The sequence below is a fragment of the Rhodococcus sp. Z13 genome (assembly GCF_025837095.1).
In the GTDB taxonomy this organism is placed as follows: Bacteria; Actinomycetota; Actinomycetes; order Mycobacteriales; family Mycobacteriaceae; genus Rhodococcus; species Rhodococcus sacchari.
The window spans coordinates 4,133,835-4,158,760 of sequence record NZ_CP107551.1 but is presented as its reverse complement, the minus strand read 5'-3'; the positions used below and the strand labels follow the sequence as shown (position 1 = coordinate 4,158,760).

Sequence of the window (24,926 nt, the reverse complement as noted above, 5' to 3'; positions counted from 1 at the left end):
CCGGTACGGTCGCGCCATGAACGAAGTCGAGCGGATCGCCCGGTTCCGGAATGCTCACGGACTCGACCACCTCGTCGACGTCCACACCCATTTCATGCCCCGCAACGTCCTCGACAAGGTGTGGGCCTACTTCGACGCCGCGGGACCGCTCGTCGGCCGGCCGTGGCCGATCACCTACCGGCAGACCGAGGAGGAACGCCTCGCGCGGCTGCGGGAGTTCGGGGTGCGGCGCTTCACCGCCATGCTCTACCCGCACAAGCCCGGCATGGCCGCGTGGCTGAACGCCTGGGCGGTGGACTTCGCGTCCCGCACCCCCGACTGCCTGCACACCGCCACCTTCTATCCCGAACCCGAGGCGAAGAGCTACGTCGCCGAGGCGATCGACGCCGGTGCGCGGGTGTTCAAGTCGCACATCCAGGTCGGTGACTACACCCCGCTGGACCCGCTGCTCGACGATGTGTGGGGCCTGCTCGAGGAGACGGGGACACCGATCGTCGTGCACTGCGGTTCGGGTCCGGCCCCCGGCACGCACACCGGTCCCGAACCCATGCGGGACCTGTTGCGGCGTTTCCCGCGGCTGACGGTGATCGTCGCGCACATGGGGTTGCCCGAGTACCGCGAATTCCTCGATCTCGCCGAGCGATACGAGCGGGTGCATCTCGACACGACGATGGCCTTCACCGACTTCGTGGAGAAGGACACCCCGTTCCCGCCCGACCAGCTGCCCCGACTCGGTGAGCTGCGTTCGAAGATCCTGCTGGGCACCGATTTTCCGAACATCCCCTACGACTACCTGCACCAGCTCGAGGTGCTCGAGCGGGTCGCGCCCGACGACGACTGGATCCGCGCCGTGTGCCGGGACAACGCCACGAGGCTGTTCGACCTCGACGCCGAACCCGCCTGAAACGGGCACCGCCCCCACCGTCGGGACGGTGGGGGCGGCTACCGGTTCGGCAGGTGCCGGATCAGGATCCGGCGGCCTCCAGGCCGACGGTGATGTCGGCGAGGATGTCGTCGATGTGCTCGATGCCCACGGCCAGGCGCACCAGGCCCGGGGTGACCCCCGAGGCGAGCTGCTCCTCGGGGGTGAGCTGCGAGTGGGTGGTCGACGCCGGGTGGATGACCAGCGAGCGGACGTCGCCGATGTTGGCGACGTGGCTGTGCAGGGTCAGGGCGTTGACGAACTTCTTACCGGCCTCGATGCCACCGGAGAGCTCGAAGACCACGATGGCGCCCGCGCCGCGCGGCGCGAGGGTCTGGGCGCGCTCGTACCACGGCGAGGACGGGAGCCCGGCGTACGACACCGACGCGACCTCGGGACGGGCCTCGAGGAACTCGGCGACCTTCTTCGCGTTCTCGACGTGCCGCTCGATGCGCAGGCTCAGCGTCTCGAGACCCTGCGAGATGAGGAAGGCGTTGAACGGCGAGACGGCCGCACCCATGTCGCGCAGCAGCTGCACGCGGGCCTTCAGCGCGTAGGCCGGGGCGCCGAGATCGGCGAAGACGACACCGTGGTAGCTCGGGTCGGGCGTGGTGAAGTTGGTGTGGCGACCCTGCGTCCAGTCGAACTTGCCGCCGTCGACGATGACACCGGCGATGGCGGTGCCGTGGCCACCGAGGTACTTGGTGGCCGAGTGCACGACGATGTCGGCGCCGTGCTCGAGCGGGCGGAGCAGGTAGGGGGTGGCGACCGTGTTGTCGACGATCAGCGGCAGGCCGTTGTCGTGCGCGACGCCGGAGATGCCGGGGATGTCGAGGACGTGGTTCTTCGGGTTGGCGATGGTCTCGCCGTAGAACGCCTTGGTGTTGGGGCGGATCGCCTCGGCCCACTGGTCGAGGTTGTCGGGATCCTCGACGAAGGTGACCTCGATGCCGAGCTTGGGCAGCGTGTAGTGGAACAGGTTGTAGGTACCGCCGTAGAGGTACGGGCTCGACACGACGTGGTCGCCGGCCTCGGCGAGGTTGAGGATCGCGAAGGTCTCGGCGGCCTGACCGGAGGAGAGCAGGAGCGCGGCGACGCCGCCCTCGAGGGAGGCGATGCGCTGCTCGACGGCGTCCTGCGTCGGGTTCATGATGCGGGTGTAGATGTTGCCCGGCTCGGCCAGACCGAACAGCGCCGCGGCGTGGTCGGTGCTGTCGAAGGTGTAGCTGGTGGTCTGGTAGATCGGCAGCGCGCGGGCCTTGGTGTCACCACCGGCGGGCTGACCGACGTGGATCTGCTTGGTCTCGAAGCTCCAGTTCGCGCTGGGATCGAAGGCTTCGGGGTTGTTCTCGCTCATGAAATGCTCCGGATTCGGGTGGGATGCGGATCGTCGAGATGCTGACCTTCGGGCTCCACAGGACACCCCACGACGCGGAGGGGTTCGGGAGGGACAGGGCGGGTGCGGGCGGTCAGCGGGCCGGACACCCGCAGATACACGAAAGGTGGGCACGACGGTGCGGTCGCTGGGTCGACCGTTCCTGCGTCTTGCTCACGGTCACGACAATAACGCCTCCGGACGATTCCGACCACAGTCGTAGGAATTCGCCGTCCCAGCGAGTGGGACTCCGCCTACCTACAGTCTGTGTGTACCTCTTCCGGTGGCGGCTGTGATACTGCTAACGTACTGGAACAGATTCCAGTTTCATGAGGCGCGCAGGGTCGTGGCCAGGACTTATGGAGGTGAAGTTGACCGCCGTCGACTCCTCGCTCGAGCCCGTCGGAACACCTGTGAAGCGAGAGCTTCCTCCATCGATGGTCGATCGGATGACCCTCATCCTCGAAGCCTTCGACAGCCGTGGCGCCCTCACTCTCGAAGAGGTCACCTGCCGTTCCGGGCTGCCCCGATCCACGGTGCACCGCATCCTCGACCATCTGGTCCGACGCGACTGGGTCGAGCACGCGTCCTTCGGCTACTGCCTGGGCCCGCGTGCCCTCGGCCTCGGCGGCAGCGACACCGGCCACCGCCGCATCCGGGAGGCGGCCGCACCGCACCTGCACGAGCTCGCGATGCAGACCGGCGCGGTGGTGCACCTGACGGTGCTCGAGGGCAACGAGGTGCTCTACCTCGACAAGGTGGGTGGGCAGTTCGCGTCCAGCGTGCCGTCCCGCGTCGGCGGCCGGTATCCGGCCTATGCGACCGCCGCCGGCAAGGCGATCCTCGCGTGGCTCGAACCCGAACGCGTCGACGCCCTCTACGGCAAGGTGCTCGTCCCGTGCACCGAGCGCACCATCCGCGACTCGGCGAACCTGCACCAGGAACTCAACCGCATCCGCAAGCGTCGCGGTGTCGCCTTCGAACGCGAAGAAGCCGCCCGCGGGATCGGTTGTGTGGGCGTGGCCCTGCGCGGTGCCGACGGCCCGGTCGCGGCGCTGTCGCTCGCGGCCGACGCCCGCTCGACGCGGCTCGAATGGGTGGCCCCGATCGTCGCCGACACCGCCCGCAAGATCACCCGCGCGCTGTTCCCCGAGCAGGAACGGGACGTGACGCTCCCGGGTGCCGCCGAGAAGGTGGGCTGACGGACCTGCCCTGAAACGACGAGTGCGCAGTCGCCGGGCGACTGCGCACTCGATTCGTGTGAGGGAGGGGTGCGCTCAGAGCAGGTGCACCTTCTTGTAGAGGATCTTCGACGGTCCGCCGACGAGGCCGACGTTGTCGAGGAAGGCCATCAGCTTGGCGCCGGATTTGCGTACCCGGTCGTGGTAGTGCTTGTTGTTCCGCGCCTCCCGCAACGCGCGCTCACGGTCGAGACCGGCGTTGGCGTAGACGTCGGGGTGGATCATGCTCTTGACCACGAAGAAGACCACCAGGGCGGTGTTGAACCGCTCGAGCGCCAGGCGTGCGCGGCTCGCCCCGGCCAGGCGGCGGGCCACCTCCTCGCGGGCGAAGCGGATGTGCCGGGCCTCCTCGAGCACGTGGATCCTCGACACCGCGCGGGTGACGGGCTGGACGCGTTCGTCGCGCATGAAGTCGCGCTGCATCATGTCGAGGATCTCCTCGGCGGCCATCACCGCGGCGTAGGCGTTGGCGCCCTTGAAGAACCGGCCCCACAACCGGCCGAGCCGGTGGATGTAGCGCGGTGGGCCGTAGCCCGGCATGTCCAGCCGTTCGCCGGCGCGCGCGAACATCACCGAGTGGCGGCACTCGTCCGCGACCTCGGTGAGCGCGAACTGGACGTGCCGGGAGTGCTTGTCGCGGTCGTACACGTCGCGCAGCAGCATCTGCATGAGCAGGATCTCGAACCACAGGCCGACGCTCGACACGCTCGCCGCCTCGTGCTTGGTGAGTTCGATGCGCTGTTCGTCGGTGAGCTCGTCCCACAGCGCGGTGCCGTAGAGGGTGCTCCACTCCGGGGTCATGCCGAACTTGTCGTCCGGGACGGGGGCTTCCCAGTCGACCTCGACGACGGGGTCGTACGACTTGCGGGCCGACGAGGCGAGCAGTCGACCGGCGGTTTCCTCGCGATCGGACAGCGGGACCCCGGGGACGAAACCCTTGGCGGTCTCGCGGGTGAGCGATGCGGTCATGTCTCCACCTTTTTAGTGTGACGACTGGTAACTGTTAATCAGGTTACCGTGACCGTGGGCACAGCACAATGCCCGCGACCTGCGGCGCAGGCGGAGGAGGGGAGGCGCGGAGAAGGGGAGGTCAAGAACGGCCCGGCGCCCAGAACGCCGAGATCACCGCGCCGGCGAACATGATCGCCGCGACCGCCCAGGAGGCCTGCTGCAGACCGTCGAGGAAGGCGTCCTGCGCCAGCACGGCGAGCTGCTCGCCCTGCGGACCCGCCTGCTCCGCGACCTGCATCGCGGCCGCGAGCGAATCCTCCACGGCGGTCCGCGCGGGCTCGGGGATCGCCCGGGCGACCGGTTCGATGCCGTGCCCGTACGCCGCCGCGAGCACGCTGCCCGTGATCGCGACGCCGATCGCCGCCCCGATCTCCCGGGTCGCGTCGTTCACGGCCGAGGCGACCCCCAGTTGGTCCTCGGGGGTGTTGGAGACGATCGCGTGCGTGGCCGGAGCGGTGCAGATCCCGATTCCGAGGCCCGTGACCGCCAGGGTGAGGGCCACCTCGAGATAGGTGGAGTCGGCGTCGAGCAGGCTCATGAGGATCAGGGAGGCGCCGATCAGTGCCAGCCCGGCACTGAGCAGGATGCGGATGCCCACCCGGTTCAGCAGCGCCGGCACCGTGAGCGACAGGGCCATCACGACGAGGAGGATCGGCGTCAGGGCCAGGGCGGCCCGCAGCGGTGAGTAGCCGAGCACGAGCTGCAGGTACTGCACGATGAGGAAGAACAGGCCGAAGCCCGCGAGGTACTGGAACGCCAGCCCCGCCGCGCCCGCCCCGAACGCGCGCGCGGTGAACAACCGCATGTCCAGCAGCGGCGCCTTCGAGCGCAACTCGACGAACACGAAACCCACCGCGGCGACCAGGCCCGCCACGATCGGGCCCAGCGTCGCCACGTCCAGCCAGCCGCGGTGCGGGCCCTCCATCAACCCCAGCACGAACAGCCCCACCGCGAGGACGACGAGCACCGCCCCGCCGAAATCGAAGGGCAGCGGCTGCGCCGCGCGCGACGACGGGATCGTGAACGACAGGGCGACCAGCAGCAGCGCGATCACCGCGGACCCGGTGAAGATCACCTTCCACGACGCGTACTCGAGGACGAGTCCCGACAGGGTCATCCCGAGGATCGCGCCCGTCCCGGCCACGCCCGCCCAGATCCCGATCACCCGGGGCCGGTGTGCTTCCACGAAACCGGCGGTGATCAGCGACAACGTCGACGGCATCACCAGTGCGGCGCCGACACCCGCCGCTGCCCGGGCGCCGATGACCCACAGGGGGTCGTCGGCGATCAGCGGCAGCAGCGACGCCGCCGCGAAGAGGACCAGCCCGAGGATCATGACGCCGCGGCGGCCGAACCGGTCGCCGAGCGCACCGGCGGGCAGCAGCAGGGCGGCCAGCGCCAGGGTGTAACCGTCGACGATCCACGTCAGTTGCGCCTGCGTCGCGCCCGTCTCCACTGCGATGTCGGGCAGGGCCGTGTTCAGCGAGGCCATCGCCGCGATGACGACCGCGACGGCGGAACACGCGACGGCGAGCAGGCGGATCTGGGCCCGCGTCATCGGAGGCGGAGCGGCCGTGGTCGTAGCGGTGTCGGACACGAGATCCTTCCGGTGGAACGAGATGCCGGTACCAGGAAACGAGACTATTGGTATCGTAACGGAACCGATGGTCTCACAACATGCCTCGATCCCACGGACTACAACTGGAGACGTGAGCGTTCGTCCCGACACCGCACCCCGGCCCGCCTCGCCCCGCGAGGAGGATCCCCGTCGGGTCCGGTCCCGCGCCCGGCTGCTCGACGCGGCCACCACCCTCCTCGCGACCGGCGGCGCCGACGCCGTGACGATCGAGGCGGTCACCGCGACCGCCGGCGTCGCCCGCGCGACGCTCTACCGGCACTTCGCCAACGGCACCGAACTGGTCGCGGCGGCCTTCGCCCGGCTGCTGCCGCCCGCCCCGCCGGTGCCCGCGCAGGGCGACCTGCGCACCCGCCTCGTCGAACTGCTCACCGCGCAGGCCCGCATCATCGAGGAGGCCCCCACCCCGCTCACCGCGATGTGCTGGATGGGAATGGGGCCGGGGCTGCGCGACCTCACGTCGGACGGCGAGGAGCACGCCCGCCCCGAACTGCAGTCGCTGCGCGAGGTGCTCGTCGAGCGCTACCGGTCGTCGTTCGACAAGGTGCTCGCCACCCCCGAGGCGCGGGAGGAACTCGGCGACTTCGACTACGACCTCGCCCTGATCCAGCTCCTCGGGCCGATCGTCTTCAACAGCCTCGCGACGCTGCCGCCCCTGGACCGGCGGGCGTGCGAGTCCCTCGTCGACGATTTCCTCGCCGCGCGTCGCGCCCGCCGGAACGGCCGACCACCCCGCAGGAACGGCTAACCGCTCGCCTCGTCGTCCGTGTTCCGCGGACGACGCAGCACGTAGAGCCGGGAGTGGTGGAAGTCCCGCAACCGCAGCGTCCGCACGATCTGGAACCGGAACTCGTCCGAACCGGAGAGGGCGTCGGCGAGGTTCTCGTCGACGAGGACGGTGCCGGGCCGGGCCGCGCCGGTGAGCCGGGCGGCGATGTTCACGACGGAACCGAACAGGTCGCCGAAGCGCGGCAGTGCCTGCCCCCAGGCCAGGCCGATCCGCAGGTCCGGATAGTCCTTCTGGGCCGCGAACGAGTCCTGCAGGTCCAGCGCGATGCGCGCGGCGTCGACGGGACGCTCCGCCGCGAACATCACCTCGTCGCCGACGGTCTTGATCACCCACCCGTTGTGCCGGGCGATGACGTCGGAGACCTCCGACTCGAAGTAGTCCAGCAGCTCGCTCAGCGCCGCCGCGTCGATCTGCCGGGTCAGCCGGGTGTAGCCGACCATGTCGGCGAACCCGACCACCAGCTCGTGCAGTTCCCCGGCGTCGTGCGGCCGGGCCGCGCTGCGGCTCGTGGTGGCCACCAGATGCCGCCGCCAGATGTGTCCCTGCAGGTTCTCGGCGAGGTCGGTGGTGCGGCGGATGATGTGGTCGACGAGCTCGCGGATCTCCTCCTCCTGCGGGGGCGTCGCCGCCTCCTCGTAGGCGGCGGCGAGCCGGGTGAACACGTGGGTGTTGAGCAGGGTGAGCTGCCATTCGGTCAGCCGCGACATCGACTGGCCGATGGAGCGGGCCGCCGGCACCTCCAGACGTTCGTCGATCGCGCCGCTCGCGATGATCGAGGACAGGGCCCGCAGCGCCTCGACGTCCCCGTCCGTGAACATGACGACGTCCGGGTCGGGGTCGACCGTCAGGCCGAGGGCCTCCCACAGCCGCCGGACCCGGGCGGGTTCGAGCCCGCACAGGTCCGCCACCTCGGTCAGGGTGTAGCGAAGAGGGCCACCGAGCAGTGCGTTCTCCAGTTGCGACTGGATCACGGACAGCACGTCGGTCCCTGATGCGGGTGCCTGGTCGGACGGGGTCACGGCTCCATCCTTACCGTGCCGGTCCGGGATGTGTGCAGCAGGTCGGGTCGATCACCTCTCGGGCGTGTCGTACAGATGTGCGACAGTGACCCTCGTCGAACCGTTGCCGCCCCCGGCGAACCGAGAAAGGACGTCGCATGCCGCCCCGCAGACGCGCGGACCACCTGACGGAAGAGCAACTCGGAGAGTTGAGTACCGCTCTCGCCGAGGGACGCCGCGCGACCGTCTACCTCGTCGACGGCATCCCGAGTCTCGGCATCGACCCGGGCACCTCGGGGCGGGTCGTGTCGATCAGCGGCACCACGGTCGTCGTCCGGCCCAAGGGGGTCGACGACGAGCTGCCCTTCGAGATCGACGAGCTGCGCGCCACGAAGGAACCCGCGGCCGCCCCGAAGCGCCCCGCAGGCACTCGACGGCCCGCGCCCGCGAAGACCACCCCGGCGAAGGCCGCTCCCGTGAAGAGCGTCCCCGCCGCACCCGCCCCGCGCGCGGACGCGCGTCCTGCGCCCGCACCCCGCAGAACCCCTGCCGCACCCCGTGCCGAGGAGAAGCCCGTGACCCAGACGCCCGCCGCCGCCCGGCCCGCCGCCCCGGCACCGGCGAAGCCGAAGACGCCCGCCCGCAAGGCGAAGAAGGCGCCGTCGATCACCATCACCGTCACCATCGATCCCGAGAACGAGTGGACCGTCGGTGTGGCCCACGGTGCCCGTAAGGTCGGCAGGCCCGCACCGGTCGCGCCCGACGCCGTCGAACGGGCCGTACGCGAACTCGGCGACCCGACGGCGGTGGAAGCGGTGCAGTCGGTGATCGAGGAGGCGCGTCGCGCGGCGGAGGAACGGGTCGCGCAACTCAGCCGCGAACTCGAGGAAGCACGAAAAGCTCTCGAATGCTTGGGCACAACCCGCAAATCCGGAGGCCACCTCTAGTACCCTCAGCTCATCGACATTCGTGGGTGGGGGCGCAGGAGGGGCACGATGTTCAAGAAACTCTTGGTAGCCGTCATCACTGCGCTCGCGCTGATAGGTGCGGGCACCGGAGTCGCCACCGCGGCTCCCCCCGTCCCTCTCGGCGGCGGGTCCGGTATCACCCTGGGCGACGGCACCCGCGACATGTACGACTGCACGCTGACCACCATCGGCTACGACTCCGCCGGCCGGCTCGTCGGTATCACGGCGGGGCACTGCGGTGATCCGGGCTGGACGGTCAAGTCCGAGAACGACATCGACGCCGGAGTCCTCGGGCGTTTCGTCCGGGTCAACCCGGCGCTCGACTACGCCGTCGTCGAATTCGACCCCGGCAAGGTCGTTCCCGTCAACCGGATCGGCGGTGTGACGATCACGGGACTCGGTGCGCCCCCGGGCTTCCTGGACATCGCCTGCAAGGAGGGCCGCACCACCGGCAACACCTGCGGGATCGTGTGGGGCGACGTCTTTCAGTCGCGGGAGACCTGGACCCAGATGTGTGTCGTCCAAGGCGACTCCGGTGCTCCGGTGGTGGTGGGCACGACCCTCGTGGCCATGGTCAACGCCTATCTGGCCGCGCCGTGCATCGGCCCCGAGGTCGGCACCAACATGGACGCGATCATCACCGACATCAACCGTACCGGCGGAGTGGGAGCCGGATTCCGGCCTGTCTAGCGGGAGTTCGGGTGAGGGCCGGTGCACTCGGTCCTCACCCGCACACCGCGCCGGTCGAGGCGGACCCGACCAGCTTGATGTACTTGGCCAGAACACCACGGGTGTAGCGCGGCGGCAGGGGTTTCCAGCCCTGCCGCCGCGCCTGCATCTCCTCCTCGTCCACCAGCACGTCGAGACGCCCGTGCGCGACGTCGAGCCGGATGCGGTCGCCGTCGCGCACGAACGCGATGGGCCCCCCGTCCACGGCCTCCGGCGCGACGTGCCCCACGCACAGACCCGTGGTGCCGCCGGAGAAGCGGCCGTCGGTGAGCAGCAGGACGTCCTTGCCGAGCCCGGCCCCCTTGATCGCGCCGGTGATGGCGAGCATCTCGCGCATGCCCGGCCCGCCCTTCGGTCCCTCGTACCGGATGACCACGACGTCGCCCGCGGTGATGGTGCCGTCCTCGAGCGCGTCCATCGCGGCGCGTTCGCGTTCGAAGACCCGCGCGGTGCCCTCGAACACGGATTCGTCGAAACCCGCCGATTTCACCACCGCGCCCTCCGGGGCGAGGCTCCCACGCAGGATCGTGATGCCCCCGGTCGGGTGGATGGGCTCGTCGAGCACGCGCAGCACCTTGCCGTCCGGATCCGGCGGCGCGATCCCGGCGAGGTTCTCGGCGACGGTGCGGCCGGTGACCGTCAGACAGTCGCCGTGCAGCAGACCGGCATCCAGCAACGCCTTCATGACGACGGGGACACCACCGATGTGGTCGACGTCCTTCATCACGTGCCGGCCGAACGGTTTGACGTCGGCGAGGTGCGGCACCCGGGCACCGACCCGCACGAAGTCGTCGAGGCTCAGGTCGACGCGGGCCTCGTGGGCGATGGCCAGCAGGTGCAGGACGGCGTTGGTGGAACCGCCGAACGCCATGACCACGGCGATGGCGTTCTCGAAGGCCTCCTTCGTGAGGATGTCCGAGGTGGTGATGCCGCGACGCAGCATCTCCACCACCGCCTGCCCGCTGCGGCGCGCGAAACCGTCGCGGCGCCGGTCGGTGGCCGGGGGAGAGGCGCTGCCCGGCAGGGACATCCCCAGCGCCTCGGCCGCACTCGCCATCGTGTTCGCGGTGTACATACCACCGCAGGCACCCTCGCCCGGGCAGATCGCCCGTTCGATCGCGTCGAGATCGGTCTCGGACATCAGGCCGCGGGCACACGCGCCGACCGCCTCGAAGGCGTCGATGATCGTCACGTCGCGTTCGGTGCCGTCCGACAGTTTCGCGGTGCCGGGCAGGATCGACCCGGCGTAGAGGAAGACGGCCGCGAGGTCGAGGCGCGCGGCGGCCATGAGCATGCCGGGCAGCGACTTGTCGCAGCCGGCGAGCAGCACGGAGGCGTCGAGTCGCTCGGCCTGCATCACGGTCTCGACGCTGTCGGCGATGACCTCCCGTGACACGAGCGAGAAGTGCATGCCCTCGTGTCCCATCGAGATCCCGTCCGACACCGAGATGGTGCCGAACTCGAGGGGATAACCCCCGGCGGCGTGCACACCCTCCTTGACCGCGCGGGCCAGACGTTCGAGCGGCAGGTTGCAGGGGGTGATCTCGTTCCACGAGGAGGCCACCCCGATCTGGGGCTTCGGCCAGTCGTCGTCGCTCATGCCGACGGCGCGCAGCATGCCCCGCGAGGCGGCCTTCTCCATCCCGTCGGTGACGTCGCGGCTGCGGGGTTTGATGTCGGGGCTGTCCGTCATGGCCGTCCTCCGGGTCGGGGATCACGCCCGGTGAGGGCGAGGAGCCGGTCCTGCAGGGATGCGTCGTCGGGGAGCGGGACGGGATCGGCGAACAGACCGCTCGAGGCGAGCAGATCGCGTTGCGGTTCGAGATCGGCCCACACCGCCTCGACGAGGCGGGGGTCGAGGTGCTCGTCGGCGCCGATCGCCCGGGCGAGATCCCAGGTGTGGATCGCGATGTCCGCGACCTGCTGTTTCAGGTAGTCGAGGCACGGCACCCTCCCGTAGGACAGGTGCACCTCCTGCGCGGGTGGGGTCATGGCCCAGGCGGCGGTGGCCTGCTCGGCGTAGCGCGCCCACTCGACGGCGAGGTCGTCGCCGATCGGTTCGAGCGCTGCCTCGGCCTCGGCGAGGGTCCGTCCCGAGGTCAGCGGCTGCACCCACCGCTGTTCGTCGACCATGTGCCGGACCAGGTCGGTGACGTCCCATTCGGTGTCCGGGGTGGGGGCGTGCCAGTCGGTGATCTGCGCGACGCGGGTGTCGAACTCGCGGCGAGCGGTGCGTTGCAGAGCGAGCCAGTCGACGGCCATGGGTCCAGCCTAGGTCCGTCGGGGCTGCGCTCATGGCGATTTCAACGCTCGCGGTGATCGGCGAGGTGCGGAAGAATCCGCCACCGGAACCCCCTACGAGTACTCAGGAGAAACACATGCCCGTCCGGACCGTCGAACTCGCCCCCGGCCTGACCGTCAGCGCGCAGGGCTACGGCGCCATGTCGGTCGGTCCCGCCTACGGTCCGGTCGACCTCGACGAGGCGCTCGCCACCCTGCACCACGCCGTGGACCTGGGCGTCACCTTCATCGACACCGCCAACGTCTACGGCGACGGCGTGAGCGAACAGGTCGTCGGCAAGCTGCTCGCCGAGCGCGGCGACGAGGTGCAGGTCGCCACCAAGTTCGGCCTCACCGGATCCATCGGCACCACGGGCACGGCGAACCGCCGCATCAACGGCCGCCCCGAATACGCCAAGCAGGCCATCGACGAGTCGCTCGCCCGGCTCGGCGTCGACCACGTCGACCTGTACTACCTGCACCGCGTCGACCCCGAGGTGCCCGTCGAGGACACCGTCGGTGCACTCGCCGAACTCGTGCAGGCCGGCAAGATACGGCACATCGGGCTGTCCGAGGCGACCGGCGAGGAACTGCGTCGCGCGCACGCCGTCCACCCCATCGCCGCGATCCAGTCGGAGTGGAGCATCGTCTCGCGGGACGTCGAACGCCACGTCGTGCCCACCGCCGCCGAGCTCGGCATCGGCTTCGTGCCCTACTCGCCGGTGAGCCGCGGTCTGCTCACCGACGCCTTCGACCCCGCGCAGATCGGCGAGCAGGACCTGCGCCGGCGGTTCCCACGCTTCGCCGCCGACGCGTTGCCGACCAACCTGAGCGTGCGCGAGGAGGTGCGGGCCGTGGGACAGGAGGCCGGAGCGACCATCGCGCAGGTCGCGCTGGCCTGGCTCGACGCGAAGGGCCGCGAGTACGGGCTGCCGTCCGTATCGATCCCCGGCACCCGTTACGCCGACCGGGTCACCGAGAACGCCGGCGCCCTCGACGTCACCCTCACCGACGAGCAGATCGCGCGTCTCGACCGGCTCGCCGACAGGATCGCCGGGCCGCGCGCGGCGGATCCGCAGTGGGTGTCGCTGGGACGCGAGCAGTAGTAGTTAATTCTGCTAAAAGACCCACGTATGCTCGACGCATCATGAGGGCATGGCTGGTCTGGAGCGTCGGGGTACTCGCCTACATCATCGCCGTCCTTCACCGGACCGCGTTCGGTGTCTCCGGACTGGCCGCGACCGAGCGGTTCGGCATCTCCCCGGCGGTGCTGTCGGGCTTCGTCGTCCTCCAGCTCGTCGTCTATGCCGGGATGCAGATCCCCGCCGGGGTGCTGCTCGACCGCTTCGGCTCCCGCCGGATGATCGCGGCGGGAGCCGTCGTCCTCGCCGTCGGGCAGGCGATCCTCGCCACCACCGAATCGCTGCCGGTGGCGTACCTCGCGCGGGTGCTCGTCGGCGTCGGTGACTCGCTCACCTTCATCTCGGTGCTGCGTCTGGTTCCGGTCTGGTTCGCGCCACGCCGGGTCCCGGTGGTCTCGCAGCTGACCGGCATCTTCGGGCAGATCGGTCAGATCCTGTCCGCCGTGCCGTTCGTCTTCCTGCTCACCGGACCCGGTTGGACCGCGGCCTACGGCAGCGCCGCCGGGCTCGGACTGCTCGCGTGTGTGCTCGTCCTCGCGGTGGTGCGTGACGCCCCGCCCGGAAAGAGCCGGGAGACCACGGCGGCGGGCCTGCGCGAGGTGCTCGCCGGCCTCGGTACCGTCTGGCGCCGGCCCGGCACCAAGCTCGGCTTCTTCACCCACATGGGCACCCAGTTCTCGCTGACGACCTTCGCCCTCATGTGGGGCGTGCCGTACCTCGTGTCGGCTCAGGGGCTCTCCCCGGCCGCCGCGGGTTCGATGCTCACCGTGTCGGTGGTGACCGCCATCGCGGCCGGACCGATCCTGGGCGTGCTGTCCGGACGGTTCCCGATGCGCCGTTCCTGGCTCGTCCTCGGCATCATCCTCGCCGAAGTGGCCGTGTGGACGGCGGTCGTCGCGCTGCCGGGCCCGGCGCCGCTGTGGCTGCTGGTCGTGCTCGTCGTCGTCATCTCCGTGGGCGGGCCGGGGTCGATGATCGGCTTCGACTACGCCCGCACCTTCAATCCCGGCACGGCGCTCGGCACCGCCAACGGCATCGTCAACATCGGTGGCTTCCTCGCGACCCTGCTCGTCGTACAGATGATGGGCGTCGTCCTCGAACAACTCGGCGGCTACACCTTCGACGCCTTCCGTGCCGCGTGGCTGCTGCAGTACCCGATCTGGATCATCGCGATCCTCGGGGTCCTGGTGACCCGCGGCCGCGCCCGCCGTGACATGGGTGTCGCGCCCCGATCGCTCCGCACCGTGGTGCGGGGGCGGATCGGGCGGGAGCGGCGGAACGAACAGGACTGACGGCGGTGCCGTCGGTGGGCGACTGACGGCGGTGCCCGCTGCGGGCACCGCCGTTCGGCCTGCTGTCAGCGGCCCTGCCAGACCGGCTGGCGCTTCTCGGCGAAGGCGCGGGGCCCTTCCTTCGCGTCCTCGCTCGTGAACACGACCTTCATCGCGGTGCGGTTCGCATTCCACGCCTCGGCCTCCCAATCGGGGCTGTTGGCGGTGCGGTGGATCATGGCCTTCGACTCGCGCACGGCCAGAGGTGCGTTGGCGGCGATCGTCTCGGCGAGTTCGAGTGCGACCTCGAGTGCCGTGCCGGCCGGGGCGACGCGGTTGACGAGACCGAGTTCCTTGCCCTGCGCGGCGGTGATGGGCTCACCCGTGAGCGCGAGCTCCAGCGCGACCTTGCGGGGGATCTGCTGCTGCATGCGGATCACGCCGCCGGCGGCGGCGAACAGTCCGCGCTTGACCTCCGGCAGACCCAGCTTGGCCTCCTCGTCGACGACGGCCAGGTCGCTCGCCAGTACGAGTTCGGTGCCACCGCCGAGAGCGAAACCGTTGACCGCGGCGATGGTGGGCTTGGCGCTCCAGTGCTGGGCGTAGCCGGCGAAACCCCATTCCGGATGACCCTCGGCGAACGTGTTCTCGCCGGCGGCAAGTGCTTTGAGGTCGGCGCCGGCGCAGAACGCGCGACCGGCACCGGTGATCACCACGGCCCGCACCTCGTCGTCGGCGTTGGCCTGCTCGAGGTGGTTGCCGACCGCGGTGGACAGGGCGCCGTTCACCGCGTTGAGGGCGCGCGGACGGTTGAGGGTGATGATCGCGACGTTGCCGCGTCGCTCGTACAGCGCGGCGGGTTCGGGAGTGGTCTCGGTCATGGGAGCCTTTCGGATCGCAGCAGAGCGCTGCCACTTATCGATCGCTAAAGAACTATCACGGAGCGATCGATCGGTCAACGCGAGGTCGGGTGGTGATCCGGCAGTTCCCCTTGACCGAATAGGCTAACGGCTATAGTTTATTTGCACGTGATCCGGATCACTTCGATCCGTCGTCGCCGTGTACCGCTCGAGGCGGTCACGCGATCCGAGGAGGCGTCGTGAATTCACCGTGACGAGCCGATGTCGACCCCTGCCAGAAAGGCTTTCAGCATCTCGACGAACAAGATCTCGTCGGCGTCGGCGTCGGTACCGGCTGTCGCCGTGCTCCACGGCAGTTCCAGTGCCGCGGGTCTGCCCGTCGCGGTGCACACGGCCGATCCCACGGTCATCCGGTGAGTGGCCTCCAGAAGGAACAAGCGGTGCGATTCCGGCACGCCGTGCTCCGCCAGCAGGGCCGAGTACCGGTCGTACAGCTTGTCGAGCAGCTTCTCGGGAAACCACGTGAACACCACCGGAACGACGTTCGGGTGACGTAGCAATGTGCTTCGGAACTCCCGGCATTCGGCGATCAGCCACTCGCGCCACCGGCCCGGCTCCGGATCGGGCACGCGGGGGGTCTCGAGCACGATCGCCCGCGCGACCTCGGTCAGGATCTCGGAACGGTCCGCGAAATGGTTGTAGAGCGAGGGCCCGCGCACGTTCAGAGCCCGGGCGACCCGATCGAGGCTGAACGCCGCCATCCCGTCCCGGTCGATCAGCTCGATCGCCGTGGTGACCACCGCTTCCCGTGTTATCGCCGGCCTCCGGCCCATCTGCCCACCTCCGTCCGCACGGATCCCGTCGCGGCACACCGTCTACACCTCCCAAGGAGCTTCGCATGCGTGACACCACCGTTCTCCACGCACTCCGGGCCTGGTCCGTCCGCCGGCCCGACGTTCCCGCCCTGAGCTGCGACGACACCTCGCTGACCTGGTCCGACCTGACCGCGGCGGTGGACCGCGCCGCGACGCGCCTGGTCGCCGAAGGGGTGCGACCGGGAGACCGGGTCGGGGTCCTCGGTGGACTGTCCCTCGACTGGGCGATCGCCGCGCTCGGGGTGATCCGGACGGGCGCGGTGCTGTGCCCGCTGAACGAACGGCACACCGCGGCGGAGCTCGAGAGGGTGTACCGCAAGCTGAGCCCCGTAGCCGTCGTGGCGGCCGAGCCGAACCGCGAGGTCGCGCAGCTGGCGTGCAAGGAGATCGACACCCCGCCGAAGGTCCTCGACTCGGAAACGCTCTCGGTGGCCGGATCCGAGGGGGCACTGCCCGATCCGGGCAACGATCCGTCCCGGCCGGTCTGCATCATCCCGACCTCCGGATCCACCGGAACCCCGAAAGGCGTCGTCTACACCCACGAATCGCTTCTCGGGGCGTTCTTCGAATGGTCGCTGCAGGCACCGGACCTGCTCGGCGCGCACACCCTCAACCTGAGTTCGTTGTCGTTCGCCGCGGGCCTGCTCAACGGCTTCCTCGCTCCGCTCGTCCTCGGCGGCAGCGTGACGATGCTGTCGAAATGGGATCCGCAGGTCGCGATGGACCTCATCGCCTCCGAGCACATCGCCACCATGGCGGGCACGACCATCTTCTTCGAACAGATGGCTGCCCTGCCCACCTTCGCGACCACCGACCTGTCGTCGCTGAAGGTGGTGTTCATCGGGGGCAATCCCGTCACTCGCGAACTCATCGACGCCTGGGCGGCTCAGGGTGTCGGCCTGCGCCAGGCCTACGGCCTCACGGAGTCGCTGTCGATGGTCACCTTCCCGACCGTCGACATGTCCGTCCGCAAACCCGAATCCGTGGGTGTCGGCGGCATTCTCACCCGCGTCGAGATCATGGACGCCGACGGTGCACCCTGCCAGGCCGGCACTCCCGGCGAGATCTGGATCGCCGGACCCGGTGTGGCGCGAGGCTACTGGCAGGACGAGAAGCTCACCGAGGAGACCTTCGGTGGCGGCTGGCTGCGGACGGGGGACGTCGGCGTCAAGGACGAGGAAGGCGCGATCCGCATCGTCGGCCGGACCAAGGATGTCATCATCTCCGGCGGCATGAACATCTATGCCGCGGAACTCGAACGCGCCGTCCTCGAGATGCCGGAGGTGCTCGAAGCTGCGGTGATCGGGGCGCCGGACGACGAGTTCGGCGAGACCCCGGCCGTGCTGGTCCGCACCGCCGGCGAGATCCCGGCCCGGCGGATCGTCGACCATTGCCGGTTGCGGCTGTCGGGATACAAGGCGCCGCGCTACGTGGTGTTCCGCGACACGCCGTTGCCTCGCACCGCGAGCATGAAGATCGACAAGCGTGCCCTCCGACAGGAATACACGGAGATTCCGGCTCGCTACGAACGTTTCGGGCGGGCATCGTAGACCGTCCGGCGACCGTAGAAGAACGAAAGTTCCACGACACGACCGAGAAACGGAGTGCTACGCCATGACCGCCACCGTCGACCTGCACTCGGTGCGCGACCGAGCCCTGAAGACCCTGCTGTCGCATCTCGAGGGTTCGCGCACCGACCAGTTCCGGGAGATCGAACGGTTCGAGCGCGACGACTACCAGGATCCGGAACTGGCCGAAGCCGAACGCGACCGCATCTTCGGCGCGGTGCCCTTCATCGTCGCGCACAGCTCGGAACTGCCCGGACCCCACGACTTCGTCTCGGCCGACCTGCCGCGCAACAAGGCCATCGTCGTCCGGCAGAAGGACGGTACGGTCAAGGCGTTCGTCAACGCGTGCCGACACCGCGGCGCAGAGCTCGTCACCGAGCCGTCGGGCCGGTGCCGCATCTTCTCGTGTCCCTACCACCGCTGGGCCTACGATCCGGACGGCCGGTTGCGCACCGTCACCCTCGACGACACCTTCGGCGAGTTCGACCGGTCGAAGCTCGGGCTCGTCGAGCTCCCGGTCGAGGAACGGCACGGCTTCGTGTGGATCGTCGACAACGCGCAGCGGGGGATCGACGTGGCCGGCTGGCTGGGCCCCGAGATGGACGAGATCCTCGGAAGTTTCGGGATCGACCGGCTCGTGAGCGTCGATCCGCACGTCTACCGCCGCCCGGCCAACTGGAAGATCCTGCAGGACGGCTTCCTGGACAACTACCACGTCAAGTACGCGCATCCCAACACCGCGGGAAAGATGCTGCACACCAACGCCGTCGCGTTGGAGGACTACGGCCGGCACTTCTGGTTCCTCACGAGCCGCAAGAGCATCGACCAGTTCATCGGCCAGGACGTCTCGTGGACTCCGTCGATGATCGACCACACCATCGAGAGCTGCTTCCTTGCGCCCAACACGATGCTGCTCCGGCACGCCACCCACATCGAGTTGCTGACCTTCCGGCCCACCGGCGCCGATCCGGGCGAAGCGATCATGGAGATGCGGATCCTCGCGCCCTCGATCGAGGACAGCGGCCTCGAAGCCGGGCACTGGCACAAGCGCTGGGAGAAGAACTGGAAGATCCTCGTCTCGATCCTGCACGACGAGGACTTCCCGATCCTCGACGGATCGCAGCGCGCCCTGTCGAGCCTGGACGCCGGGACGATGCTGCTCGGCCGCAACGAACTGGCCGGCCACCTGTTCCGCCGGGAGATCCGCCGGTTGCTCGACGTCGGGCCGGAAGGCTGACATGGTGGCCGTGACCGGCGATCGGCAGTCGGTGATCCTCGAATGGCGCGACGGCCCACCGTCGCCCGCCACCGATGCGCTGTTCGAGGCGGCCCGCGAGGCGGATGCGGAGATGGACTTCTCCTCGCCCGCGCGGGCCCTGGCCCGGCAGGCGCCGTGGTGCCGCACGGCGGAGGTGCGGACGGTGCTCCACCGGTGGGCCATGTCACGCCCGAGCGAGGCGCGTCTCGCTGCGGTCGTGGTGGTGTGGCGGGTGGGCCCGGCCAGGTGGGTGGCAGACATCGTGGTCGACCCTCGATTCCGGTCCGTCGGTCTGGCGACCACGGTCTTCGAGCAAATCGGTACGACTCCGTCCGGCGGGTTGCTCGCCGATGTGAGGGAGGGCGGTGAACTGGTGGGATGTGCCTTCGGTGCGCATCCCGCGGCGGAGAGGCTCGCTCGTCGTTTCGGAGCCGTGCTCACCGGCCGGCGTGATCGTCTCGTCCTTCCGTCGCAGTCCGCCTACCGGGACTCGCGGATCGCGGCCGGTGCGGACGTGCCGTTCTCCGCGCGGCCGGTGGACCCGCCCGCAGTGACCCCGGCCCGGACGCTCTGGGACGACTTCGAGACCGCGGGGGCGACGGACCGATGGTTGGAGATCGGGCCCGGTGCCGGATACGTGCTGATCGGTTGGGGTGGGGGTACGCCCGGCGGGGCCGGACGGATACGGGATATCGTCCCGGTCACCGGGAGCCGGCGCACCGAGCCTGCGGACCCGTCGATGCTCGTGCGGGCGGGAGTCGAATGGCTGTGGCGACAGGGTGCCACGAGTATCGAGGCCTCGGTCGACGTATCCGACATCGGGGCTCTGGACGTGTTCCGGTCGGCGGCGTTCCAGCACGATCGCAGCGACCTGCTCTTCGCCGGGGCTTCCTTGAGCTTTTAATCTAATGGTATTAGGCTCTCCGTGTCGTATACCTCGTGAACGATCCGGGAAGCGGTGCAGTGATGACCCTCGATCCGAGAACCCCCGTCCTGGTCGGCGGCGGCCAGATCAACGAGCGCGACGGCGGCGTCGAGCCCGTCGACCTCATGGTGCGCGCGGCCCGCGCCGCCGCGGAACAGGCCGGCTCGATGCGCCTGCTCGAACTCGTCGACTCGGTCCGTGTGGTGGGCTTGCTCTCGTGGCGCTACCGCGACCCGGGAGCCCTGGTCGGGGAGCGGATCGGTGCGAACGTCCGCCACACCGGCTACTCCGGCAACGGCGGCAGCACCCCGCAGGTGATGGTCAACGCCGCCGCCGAGGACATCGCCACGGGCCGTGCCGACGTCGTGCTCATCGGCGGCGCCGAGTCGTGGCGCACCCGCACCCGGCTCCGCAAGCAGAAACTGCGCCCGGAGTGGACCGTGCAGGACGAGACGGTGCCGGCCGCGGAGATCCTGGTGACCGACGTGCCGATGGAGGCCGAGAGTGAACGCCGCATCGGCCTGGACCGGCCGTCGTTCGTCTATCCGCTGTTCGAGCAGGCTCTGCGCGTCACCTCGGGGCGTTCCCCCGAGGAACACCAGCGGTTCATCGGTGAGCTGTGGTCGCGATTCAGCGCGGTCGCGGCCGGCAACCCGCACGCCTGGGTGCAGCGCGAGTACGGCGCCGACGAGATCGCACTGCCCTCGGCCGACAACCGGATGATCTCCACGCCCTACACCAAGCTGCTCAACTCCAACAACATGGTCGATCAGGGCGCGGCCGTCCTCGTGTGCTCGGCCGAGACTGCGACCCGACTCGGAATCCCCAGGGAGAACTGGGTCTTCCCGCAGTCCGGTACCGAATCGCACGACACCTACGCGATCGCCGAACGGGCCGCCCTCGACCGGTCCCCGGCCATCCGCATCGCCGGGGCGCGCGCCCTCGAACTGGCCGGCATCGGCCTCGACGACGTCGAGCACGTCGACGTGTACTCGTGCTTCCCGTCGGCAGTGCAGGTCGCGGCGCACGAACTCGGCCTGCCGCTGGACGATCTGTCGCGGCCGCTGACGATCACCGGTGGCCTGACCTTCGGGGGCGGGCCGTGGAACAACTACGTCAGCCACTCGATCGCCGCGATGCTGACCAGACTCCGCGAGAACCCTGGCTCCTACGGCCTGGTGACCGCCAACAGCGGCTACCTGACCAAGCACGCAATGGGCGTCTACCGGACCGAACCGCCCGCCGGCGGTTTCCGGCGCCTGGACGTGCAGGCCGAGGTGGACGCGGAACCGACGACCCCCGCGCTGGTCTCGTACGAGGGTGCCGCGACGGCGGAGTCGTGGACCGTAGTGTACGGGCGCGACGGCGAACCGGAGCGGGCGTTCCTCGCCGCGCGCACCCCCACGGGCGAGCGCGTCCTCGCGGTGGGCACGGATGCCGGGGAGCTCGCCCGACTCGCGGCGGAGGACGTCGCAGGTGAGAAGGTCGCGGTGACCCCGGACGGCGGATTCCACCTCGCGTGACGTTGACGACATTTACCTAATACCTTAAGTTAAATGTGTCAGTCGGATGCACCCTGCGTGCGTCCTCGATCCGAGGAGTTCCCGTGTCTGTCGAAGACTTTCGTTCTCTGTACGAACAGCATGTGGGCCATGTCGTCAGCGGAAACATGAAGGCCGCGCTCGCCGACATGGTGCCCGAGAACCTCCCCCAGGTCTTCGACGGTGTCGACACCCCCAGTTCGGAGGTGCGGTCCCACTGGATCGTGGACATCCGTGCCGAAGGCGACCTCATGATCGGCGAGGCCGTCTACGAGCTCGACGACCGGACCATCGGGCTGCGCTCCTACTGGGAGCAGCGCGACGGGCGTTGGCTCGCCGGAAGACTCGAGAACTTCGATGTGGAGAAGGACGTCCGGGCATGACCGCGATCGAACCCGCGACCGAGCCGTGGGGCCCCGCCCCCGACGGGCTGGACCTGCCGCACTGGGAGGGACTCGTCGAAGGTGAACTCCGGTTGCAGCGCTGCAACGCCTGCCGCGCCTGGATCTGGGGACCGCAGGCCATCTGCGGATCCTGTCACGGATTCGACATCGGCTGGGAGAAGGTCGAACCCGCCGGGACGGTCTACAGCTGGCATCGCAGCTGGTATCCCTACATGGACGAATACGCCGGACGGCTACCCTACGTCACCGTCCTGGTCGAGCTGCCGGGTGCCGACGGCCGTCGCGTGCTGGGCCTGCTCGTCGACGACATCGACGAGGACCCGCGGATCGGTGACGAAGTGGTGGGCGCGATCGAACTCGACGAGGGTGCCCGGTGGCCGCTGGTGCGCTGGTGTCGTGTCCGCGCCGGCTCGGAAGGAGAAACCCGATGAGCGGACGGGGAATGCGCGGCGCGGCCGCGGTCGTCGGCGTCGCCGAACAGCATTACCGTCGCGGTGAGGCGCCCCACGGCGAGAAGCGGATGACCCTCCAGGCCATCCTCGCGGCGTGCGCCGACGCCGGCATCGACCCCCGGCAGATCGACGGATTCGTCTCCTACGCCGGAGGGTCCAACGACGGTGCGATCCTCGGTGGCGCATTGATGATCGACGAACTGCGCTGGTCCAACATGATGTGGGGCGGGGGCGGCGGCAGCGTCGCCGCGGCCATCACCAACGCCGCGGCCGCCATCGCGACAGGTCAGGCCGAGTGCGTCGCCGTCTACCGTGCGATGTCCCAGGCCGACACCGGCCGGCTCGGATACGCCAAGTACCACTACGGAAGCCACTTCCTCGCCCACGGCATCGGCTCGCCGGCGCAGATCTGCGCCATGCGCACCCAGCGCATGCTCGAACACGGGGGAGTGCCGCGGGAGGCGATGCGCTCGCTCGTCCTCGCCGCCTACCACCACGCGCAGAACAACCCCACCGCACAGGGTTACGGACGCCCGCTCGACGTGGAGACCTACGAGAACTCCCGTCTGATCGCCGAGCCGTTCCACCTGTTCGACTGCTCGCGCGAGAGCGACGGCGCGGTGGCACTGATCCTCGTGTCCGCCGAGCGGGCCCGCGACCTGCGGCAGGATCCGGTCTACCTCCTCGCCGGCGCCCAGGGTGCGCCCGGCGGGTTCTCGGAGCTGATCGACAACGACCTCGGCGAGCAATACATGACCGCCGGTTTCGGTCCCGCCAACAACGGCAAGCCCGGTGTTGCCGAACGTCTCTGGACAGCAGCGGGACTCGGGCCGGACGACGTCGACGTCGTGCAGGTCTACGAGAACTTCAGCGGCCCGGCGGTCGCGGCGCTGATCGACCACGGTCTGTGCCCGCCCGGTGAGGCGGCCGGCGAGTTCATGACGGTCGAGAACCTCACCGCGCCGAGCGGCAAGCTACCCGTCAACACCAGCGGCGGCAATCTCGCCGACTCGTTCGTCAACGGCCTCAACCTCGCCGTCGAAGCGGTCCGCCAGATCCGCCGCACTTCCCCGAACCAAGTCGTCGGAGCGGAGACCTCGCTGTTCATCGGTGGCCCCATGGCCCCGCTGGTGAGTTCGGTGCTGTTCGGCAACGAAGACACCCTCTGACACGGCATCCGAAAGGGTACGAGATGACCACTGCGCACGCTGAGATCGCAGACCGGGACGAGTTGTTCGTCGGCGGCCGCTGGGTGACCCCGGTGTCCGGTGGTTCCTTCGACGTGATCGAGGCGGCCACCGAAAAGGTGCTCGCCCGCACCGCACTCGCCTCGAACGCCGACGTCGACGCCGCGGTCGCCGCGGCCCGCGCCGCCCTGGCCGGGCCGTGGGGCGCGATGAGCGGCGCCGAGCGGGCCGATCTGCTGGACCGCTTCGCCGCCGCACTGAAGAGTCGCGGCCGCGACACGGCCCGGCTGGTCAGCCGCGAGAACGGCATGCCGATCTCGTTGTCCAACGGGGTCAACGGAATCGGCGCGGCAGCGATGTTCTCGTACTACGCGCTCCTCGTCCGCGACGACTCCGGTGAGGAGGTGCGGCCCGGCGTGTTCGGCGGCCGCACCGTGGTCCGGCGCGAACCGGTCGGCGTGGTCGCCGCCATTACGCCGTGGAACTACCCGCAGCCGCTCGCCGCGATGAAGCTGGCACCGGCGCTGGCCGCGGGCTGCACGGTGGTGCTCAAGCCGGCACCCGAGACCGCCTTGGACGCCTACGCATTCGCCGACGCCGCCGTCGAGGCCGGGCTCCCCGCCGGTGTGGTCAACGTGCTCCCGGCCGGACGCGAGACGAGCGCCTACCTGGTGGAGCATCCCGGGGTCGACAAGGTCGCCTTCACCGGTTCCACCGCGGCGGGCCGGGCGATCGGTGAGGTCTGCGGCCGGTTGCTGCGCCCGGTCACCCTCGAACTCGGCGGCAAGTCCGCGGCGATCGTGACCGAGCAGGCAGACCTCGACGTGTTCGCCGGGAAGCTACTCGAGGTCTCGCTGGTCAACAACGGCCAGACCTGCCACGCGAGCACCCGCATCCTCGCACCCCGGTCCCGCTACGACGAGGTCGTCGAGGCCGTCACCGAGACGGTGCGTGCCCTGACGGTGGGCGATCCCCTGGATCCGGCCACCCAGATTGGCCCGCTGGTCTCCGCTGCGCAGCGCGAGCGGGTGCTCGGCTACATCGAGGCCGGCCGCGCCGACGGCTACCGCGTGACCACCGGCGGCGGACGGCCGTCCTCGCAGGCGGTGGGCTGGTTCGTCGAGCCGACGGTCTTCGCCGATGTCGACAACTCCGCGCGCATCGCGCAGGAGGAGATCTTCGGTCCGGTCCTGACGATCACCCCCTACACCGACGAGGACGAGGCGGTCGCGATCGCCAACGACTCGGACTACGGCCTCGGCGGCACCGTGTGGACCACCGACGAGCAGCACGGCCTCGAGCTGGCCGCCCGCATCCACACCGGCACCGTCGGCGTGAACCACTACGCACTCGACCTCGCCGCACCCTTCGGCGGCGTCAAGGCCTCGGGTCTCGGCCGCGAACTGGGACCGGAGGGCCTGCAGCCCTACTACGCCGCGAAATCGGTGTACTTCGGCACCCGCTGACCCGGCGGTCGTCGTCACGAGCACAGG

23 protein-coding genes are annotated in these 24,926 nt (G+C 69.6%); 15 read left to right on the top strand and 8 right to left on the bottom strand.

Annotated features, from left to right (window positions below; all coding sequences use genetic code 11):
- The first annotated feature begins 16 nt into the window (after window positions 1-16).
- Window positions 17-904 (top strand): amidohydrolase family protein, encoded by an 888-nt coding sequence (locus OED52_RS18965; protein ID WP_264152366.1) that lies wholly within the window; start codon window positions 17-19, stop codon window positions 902-904.
- 61 nt (window positions 905-965) lie between these two features.
- On the opposite strand, the gene OED52_RS18960 is transcribed toward OED52_RS18965, so the two are convergent.
- A complete protein-coding gene (locus OED52_RS18960) occupies window positions 966-2,279 on the bottom strand; it encodes a bifunctional o-acetylhomoserine/o-acetylserine sulfhydrylase (RefSeq protein ID WP_264152365.1) in 1,314 nt (437 codons plus the stop codon).
- A 377-nt stretch (window positions 2,280-2,656) separates the two neighbouring features.
- Here OED52_RS18960 and OED52_RS18955 point away from each other — a divergent pair, with 377 nt between their 5' ends.
- Window positions 2,657-3,499 carry an IclR family transcriptional regulator gene (locus OED52_RS18955; RefSeq protein WP_264152364.1) on the top strand — a complete coding sequence of 281 codons (843 nt, stop codon included), beginning with the start codon at window positions 2,657-2,659 and terminating at the stop codon, window positions 3,497-3,499.
- Window positions 3,500-3,574: 75 nt separating this feature from the next.
- Here the strand turns inward: OED52_RS18955 and OED52_RS18950 are convergent, their stop codons facing one another.
- Both OED52_RS18950 and OED52_RS18945 read right to left on the bottom strand, forming a co-directional pair.
- The gene (locus OED52_RS18950) at window positions 3,575-4,507 is read right to left on the bottom strand and encodes an AurF N-oxygenase family protein (protein WP_264152363.1); all 933 of its coding nucleotides are present in this window, start codon (window positions 4,505-4,507) and stop codon (window positions 3,575-3,577) included.
- A 121-nt stretch (window positions 4,508-4,628) separates the two neighbouring features.
- Window positions 4,629-6,107, bottom strand: coding sequence for an MFS transporter (locus tag OED52_RS18945; protein WP_413247773.1), 1,479 nt, complete (start codon window positions 6,105-6,107; stop codon window positions 4,629-4,631).
- Window positions 6,108-6,258: 151 nt separating this feature from the next.
- Here OED52_RS18945 and OED52_RS18940 point away from each other — a divergent pair, with 151 nt between their 5' ends.
- The gene (locus OED52_RS18940; protein ID WP_264152361.1) at window positions 6,259-6,933 is read left to right on the top strand and encodes a TetR/AcrR family transcriptional regulator; all 675 of its coding nucleotides are present in this window, start codon (window positions 6,259-6,261) and stop codon (window positions 6,931-6,933) included.
- Here OED52_RS18940 and OED52_RS18935 read toward each other — a convergent pair.
- Window positions 6,930-7,994 (bottom strand): adenylate/guanylate cyclase domain-containing protein, encoded by a 1,065-nt coding sequence (locus OED52_RS18935; protein ID WP_264152360.1) that lies wholly within the window; start codon window positions 7,992-7,994, stop codon window positions 6,930-6,932. The two genes, OED52_RS18940 and OED52_RS18935, sit on opposite strands and share 4 nt — an antisense overlap.
- Window positions 7,995-8,131: 137 nt before the next feature.
- Between OED52_RS18935 and OED52_RS18930 the strand changes: the two genes are divergently transcribed.
- Both OED52_RS18930 and OED52_RS18925 read left to right on the top strand, forming a co-directional pair.
- Entirely contained in the window at window positions 8,132-8,920 is a 789-nt protein-coding gene (locus OED52_RS18930; protein ID WP_264152359.1) for a DUF6319 family protein, read from the top strand.
- Between the two features lie 48 nt (window positions 8,921-8,968).
- On the top strand, window positions 8,969-9,631 hold the full coding sequence (locus OED52_RS18925) for a S1 family peptidase (protein WP_264152358.1): 663 nt from the start codon (window positions 8,969-8,971) through the stop codon (window positions 9,629-9,631).
- Between the two features lie 34 nt (window positions 9,632-9,665).
- Here the strand turns inward: OED52_RS18925 and ilvD are convergent, their stop codons facing one another.
- Window positions 9,666-11,363 (bottom strand): dihydroxy-acid dehydratase, encoded by a 1,698-nt coding sequence (ilvD, locus tag OED52_RS18920; protein WP_264152357.1) that lies wholly within the window; start codon window positions 11,361-11,363, stop codon window positions 9,666-9,668.
- On the bottom strand, window positions 11,360-11,932 hold the full coding sequence (locus tag OED52_RS18915) for a TIGR03086 family metal-binding protein (RefSeq protein WP_264152356.1): 573 nt from the start codon (window positions 11,930-11,932) through the stop codon (window positions 11,360-11,362). The genes ilvD and OED52_RS18915 overlap by 4 nt, the downstream gene beginning before the upstream one ends.
- A gap of 116 nt (window positions 11,933-12,048) precedes the next feature.
- Here OED52_RS18915 and OED52_RS18910 point away from each other — a divergent pair, with 116 nt between their 5' ends.
- Both OED52_RS18910 and OED52_RS18905 read left to right on the top strand, forming a co-directional pair.
- Complete coding sequence (locus OED52_RS18910) at window positions 12,049-13,056, top strand: aldo/keto reductase (protein ID WP_264152355.1); 1,008 nt, start codon at window positions 12,049-12,051, stop codon at window positions 13,054-13,056.
- Between the two features lie 41 nt (window positions 13,057-13,097).
- Window positions 13,098-14,384, top strand: coding sequence for an MFS transporter (locus tag OED52_RS18905; RefSeq protein ID WP_264152354.1), 1,287 nt, complete (start codon window positions 13,098-13,100; stop codon window positions 14,382-14,384).
- A gap of 65 nt (window positions 14,385-14,449) precedes the next feature.
- On the opposite strand, the gene OED52_RS18900 is transcribed toward OED52_RS18905, so the two are convergent.
- Together OED52_RS18900 and OED52_RS18895 are read right to left on the bottom strand one after the other, a co-directional pair.
- Window positions 14,450-15,244 (bottom strand): crotonase/enoyl-CoA hydratase family protein, encoded by a 795-nt coding sequence (locus OED52_RS18900; protein WP_264152353.1) that lies wholly within the window; start codon window positions 15,242-15,244, stop codon window positions 14,450-14,452.
- A 224-nt stretch (window positions 15,245-15,468) separates the two neighbouring features.
- Window positions 15,469-16,023 (bottom strand): TetR/AcrR family transcriptional regulator, encoded by a 555-nt coding sequence (locus OED52_RS18895; protein ID WP_264152352.1) that lies wholly within the window; start codon window positions 16,021-16,023, stop codon window positions 15,469-15,471.
- A 98-nt stretch (window positions 16,024-16,121) separates the two neighbouring features.
- Between OED52_RS18895 and OED52_RS18890 the strand changes: the two genes are divergently transcribed.
- The 8 genes from OED52_RS18890 to OED52_RS18855 all read left to right on the top strand — a co-directional run bounded on the left by OED52_RS18890 (window position 16,122) and on the right by OED52_RS18855 (window position 24,899).
- Window positions 16,122-17,648 (top strand): class I adenylate-forming enzyme family protein, encoded by a 1,527-nt coding sequence (locus OED52_RS18890; RefSeq protein WP_264152351.1) that lies wholly within the window; start codon window positions 16,122-16,124, stop codon window positions 17,646-17,648.
- A 64-nt stretch (window positions 17,649-17,712) separates the two neighbouring features.
- On the top strand, window positions 17,713-18,903 hold the full coding sequence (locus OED52_RS18885) for an aromatic ring-hydroxylating oxygenase subunit alpha (protein ID WP_264152350.1): 1,191 nt from the start codon (window positions 17,713-17,715) through the stop codon (window positions 18,901-18,903).
- 10 nt (window positions 18,904-18,913) lie between these two features.
- On the top strand, window positions 18,914-19,828 hold the full coding sequence (locus tag OED52_RS18880) for a hypothetical protein (RefSeq protein WP_264152349.1): 915 nt from the start codon (window positions 18,914-18,916) through the stop codon (window positions 19,826-19,828).
- A gap of 62 nt (window positions 19,829-19,890) precedes the next feature.
- Window positions 19,891-21,372, top strand: coding sequence for an acetyl-CoA acetyltransferase (locus tag OED52_RS18875; protein ID WP_264154770.1), 1,482 nt, complete (start codon window positions 19,891-19,893; stop codon window positions 21,370-21,372).
- Window positions 21,373-21,455: 83 nt separating this feature from the next.
- Window positions 21,456-21,773 carry a hypothetical protein gene (locus OED52_RS18870; protein WP_264152348.1) on the top strand — a complete coding sequence of 106 codons (318 nt, stop codon included), beginning with the start codon at window positions 21,456-21,458 and terminating at the stop codon, window positions 21,771-21,773.
- Complete coding sequence (locus OED52_RS18865; RefSeq protein ID WP_264152347.1) at window positions 21,770-22,225, top strand: Zn-ribbon domain-containing OB-fold protein; 456 nt, start codon at window positions 21,770-21,772, stop codon at window positions 22,223-22,225. Before OED52_RS18870 ends, OED52_RS18865 begins: the two co-directional genes overlap by 4 nt.
- Complete coding sequence (locus tag OED52_RS18860; RefSeq protein ID WP_264152346.1) at window positions 22,222-23,415, top strand: thiolase C-terminal domain-containing protein; 1,194 nt, start codon at window positions 22,222-22,224, stop codon at window positions 23,413-23,415. The genes OED52_RS18865 and OED52_RS18860 overlap by 4 nt, the downstream gene beginning before the upstream one ends.
- Window positions 23,416-23,438: 23 nt before the next feature.
- Window positions 23,439-24,899, top strand: coding sequence for an aldehyde dehydrogenase (locus tag OED52_RS18855; RefSeq protein WP_264152345.1), 1,461 nt, complete (start codon window positions 23,439-23,441; stop codon window positions 24,897-24,899).
- Window positions 24,900-24,926 lie beyond the last annotated feature (27 nt).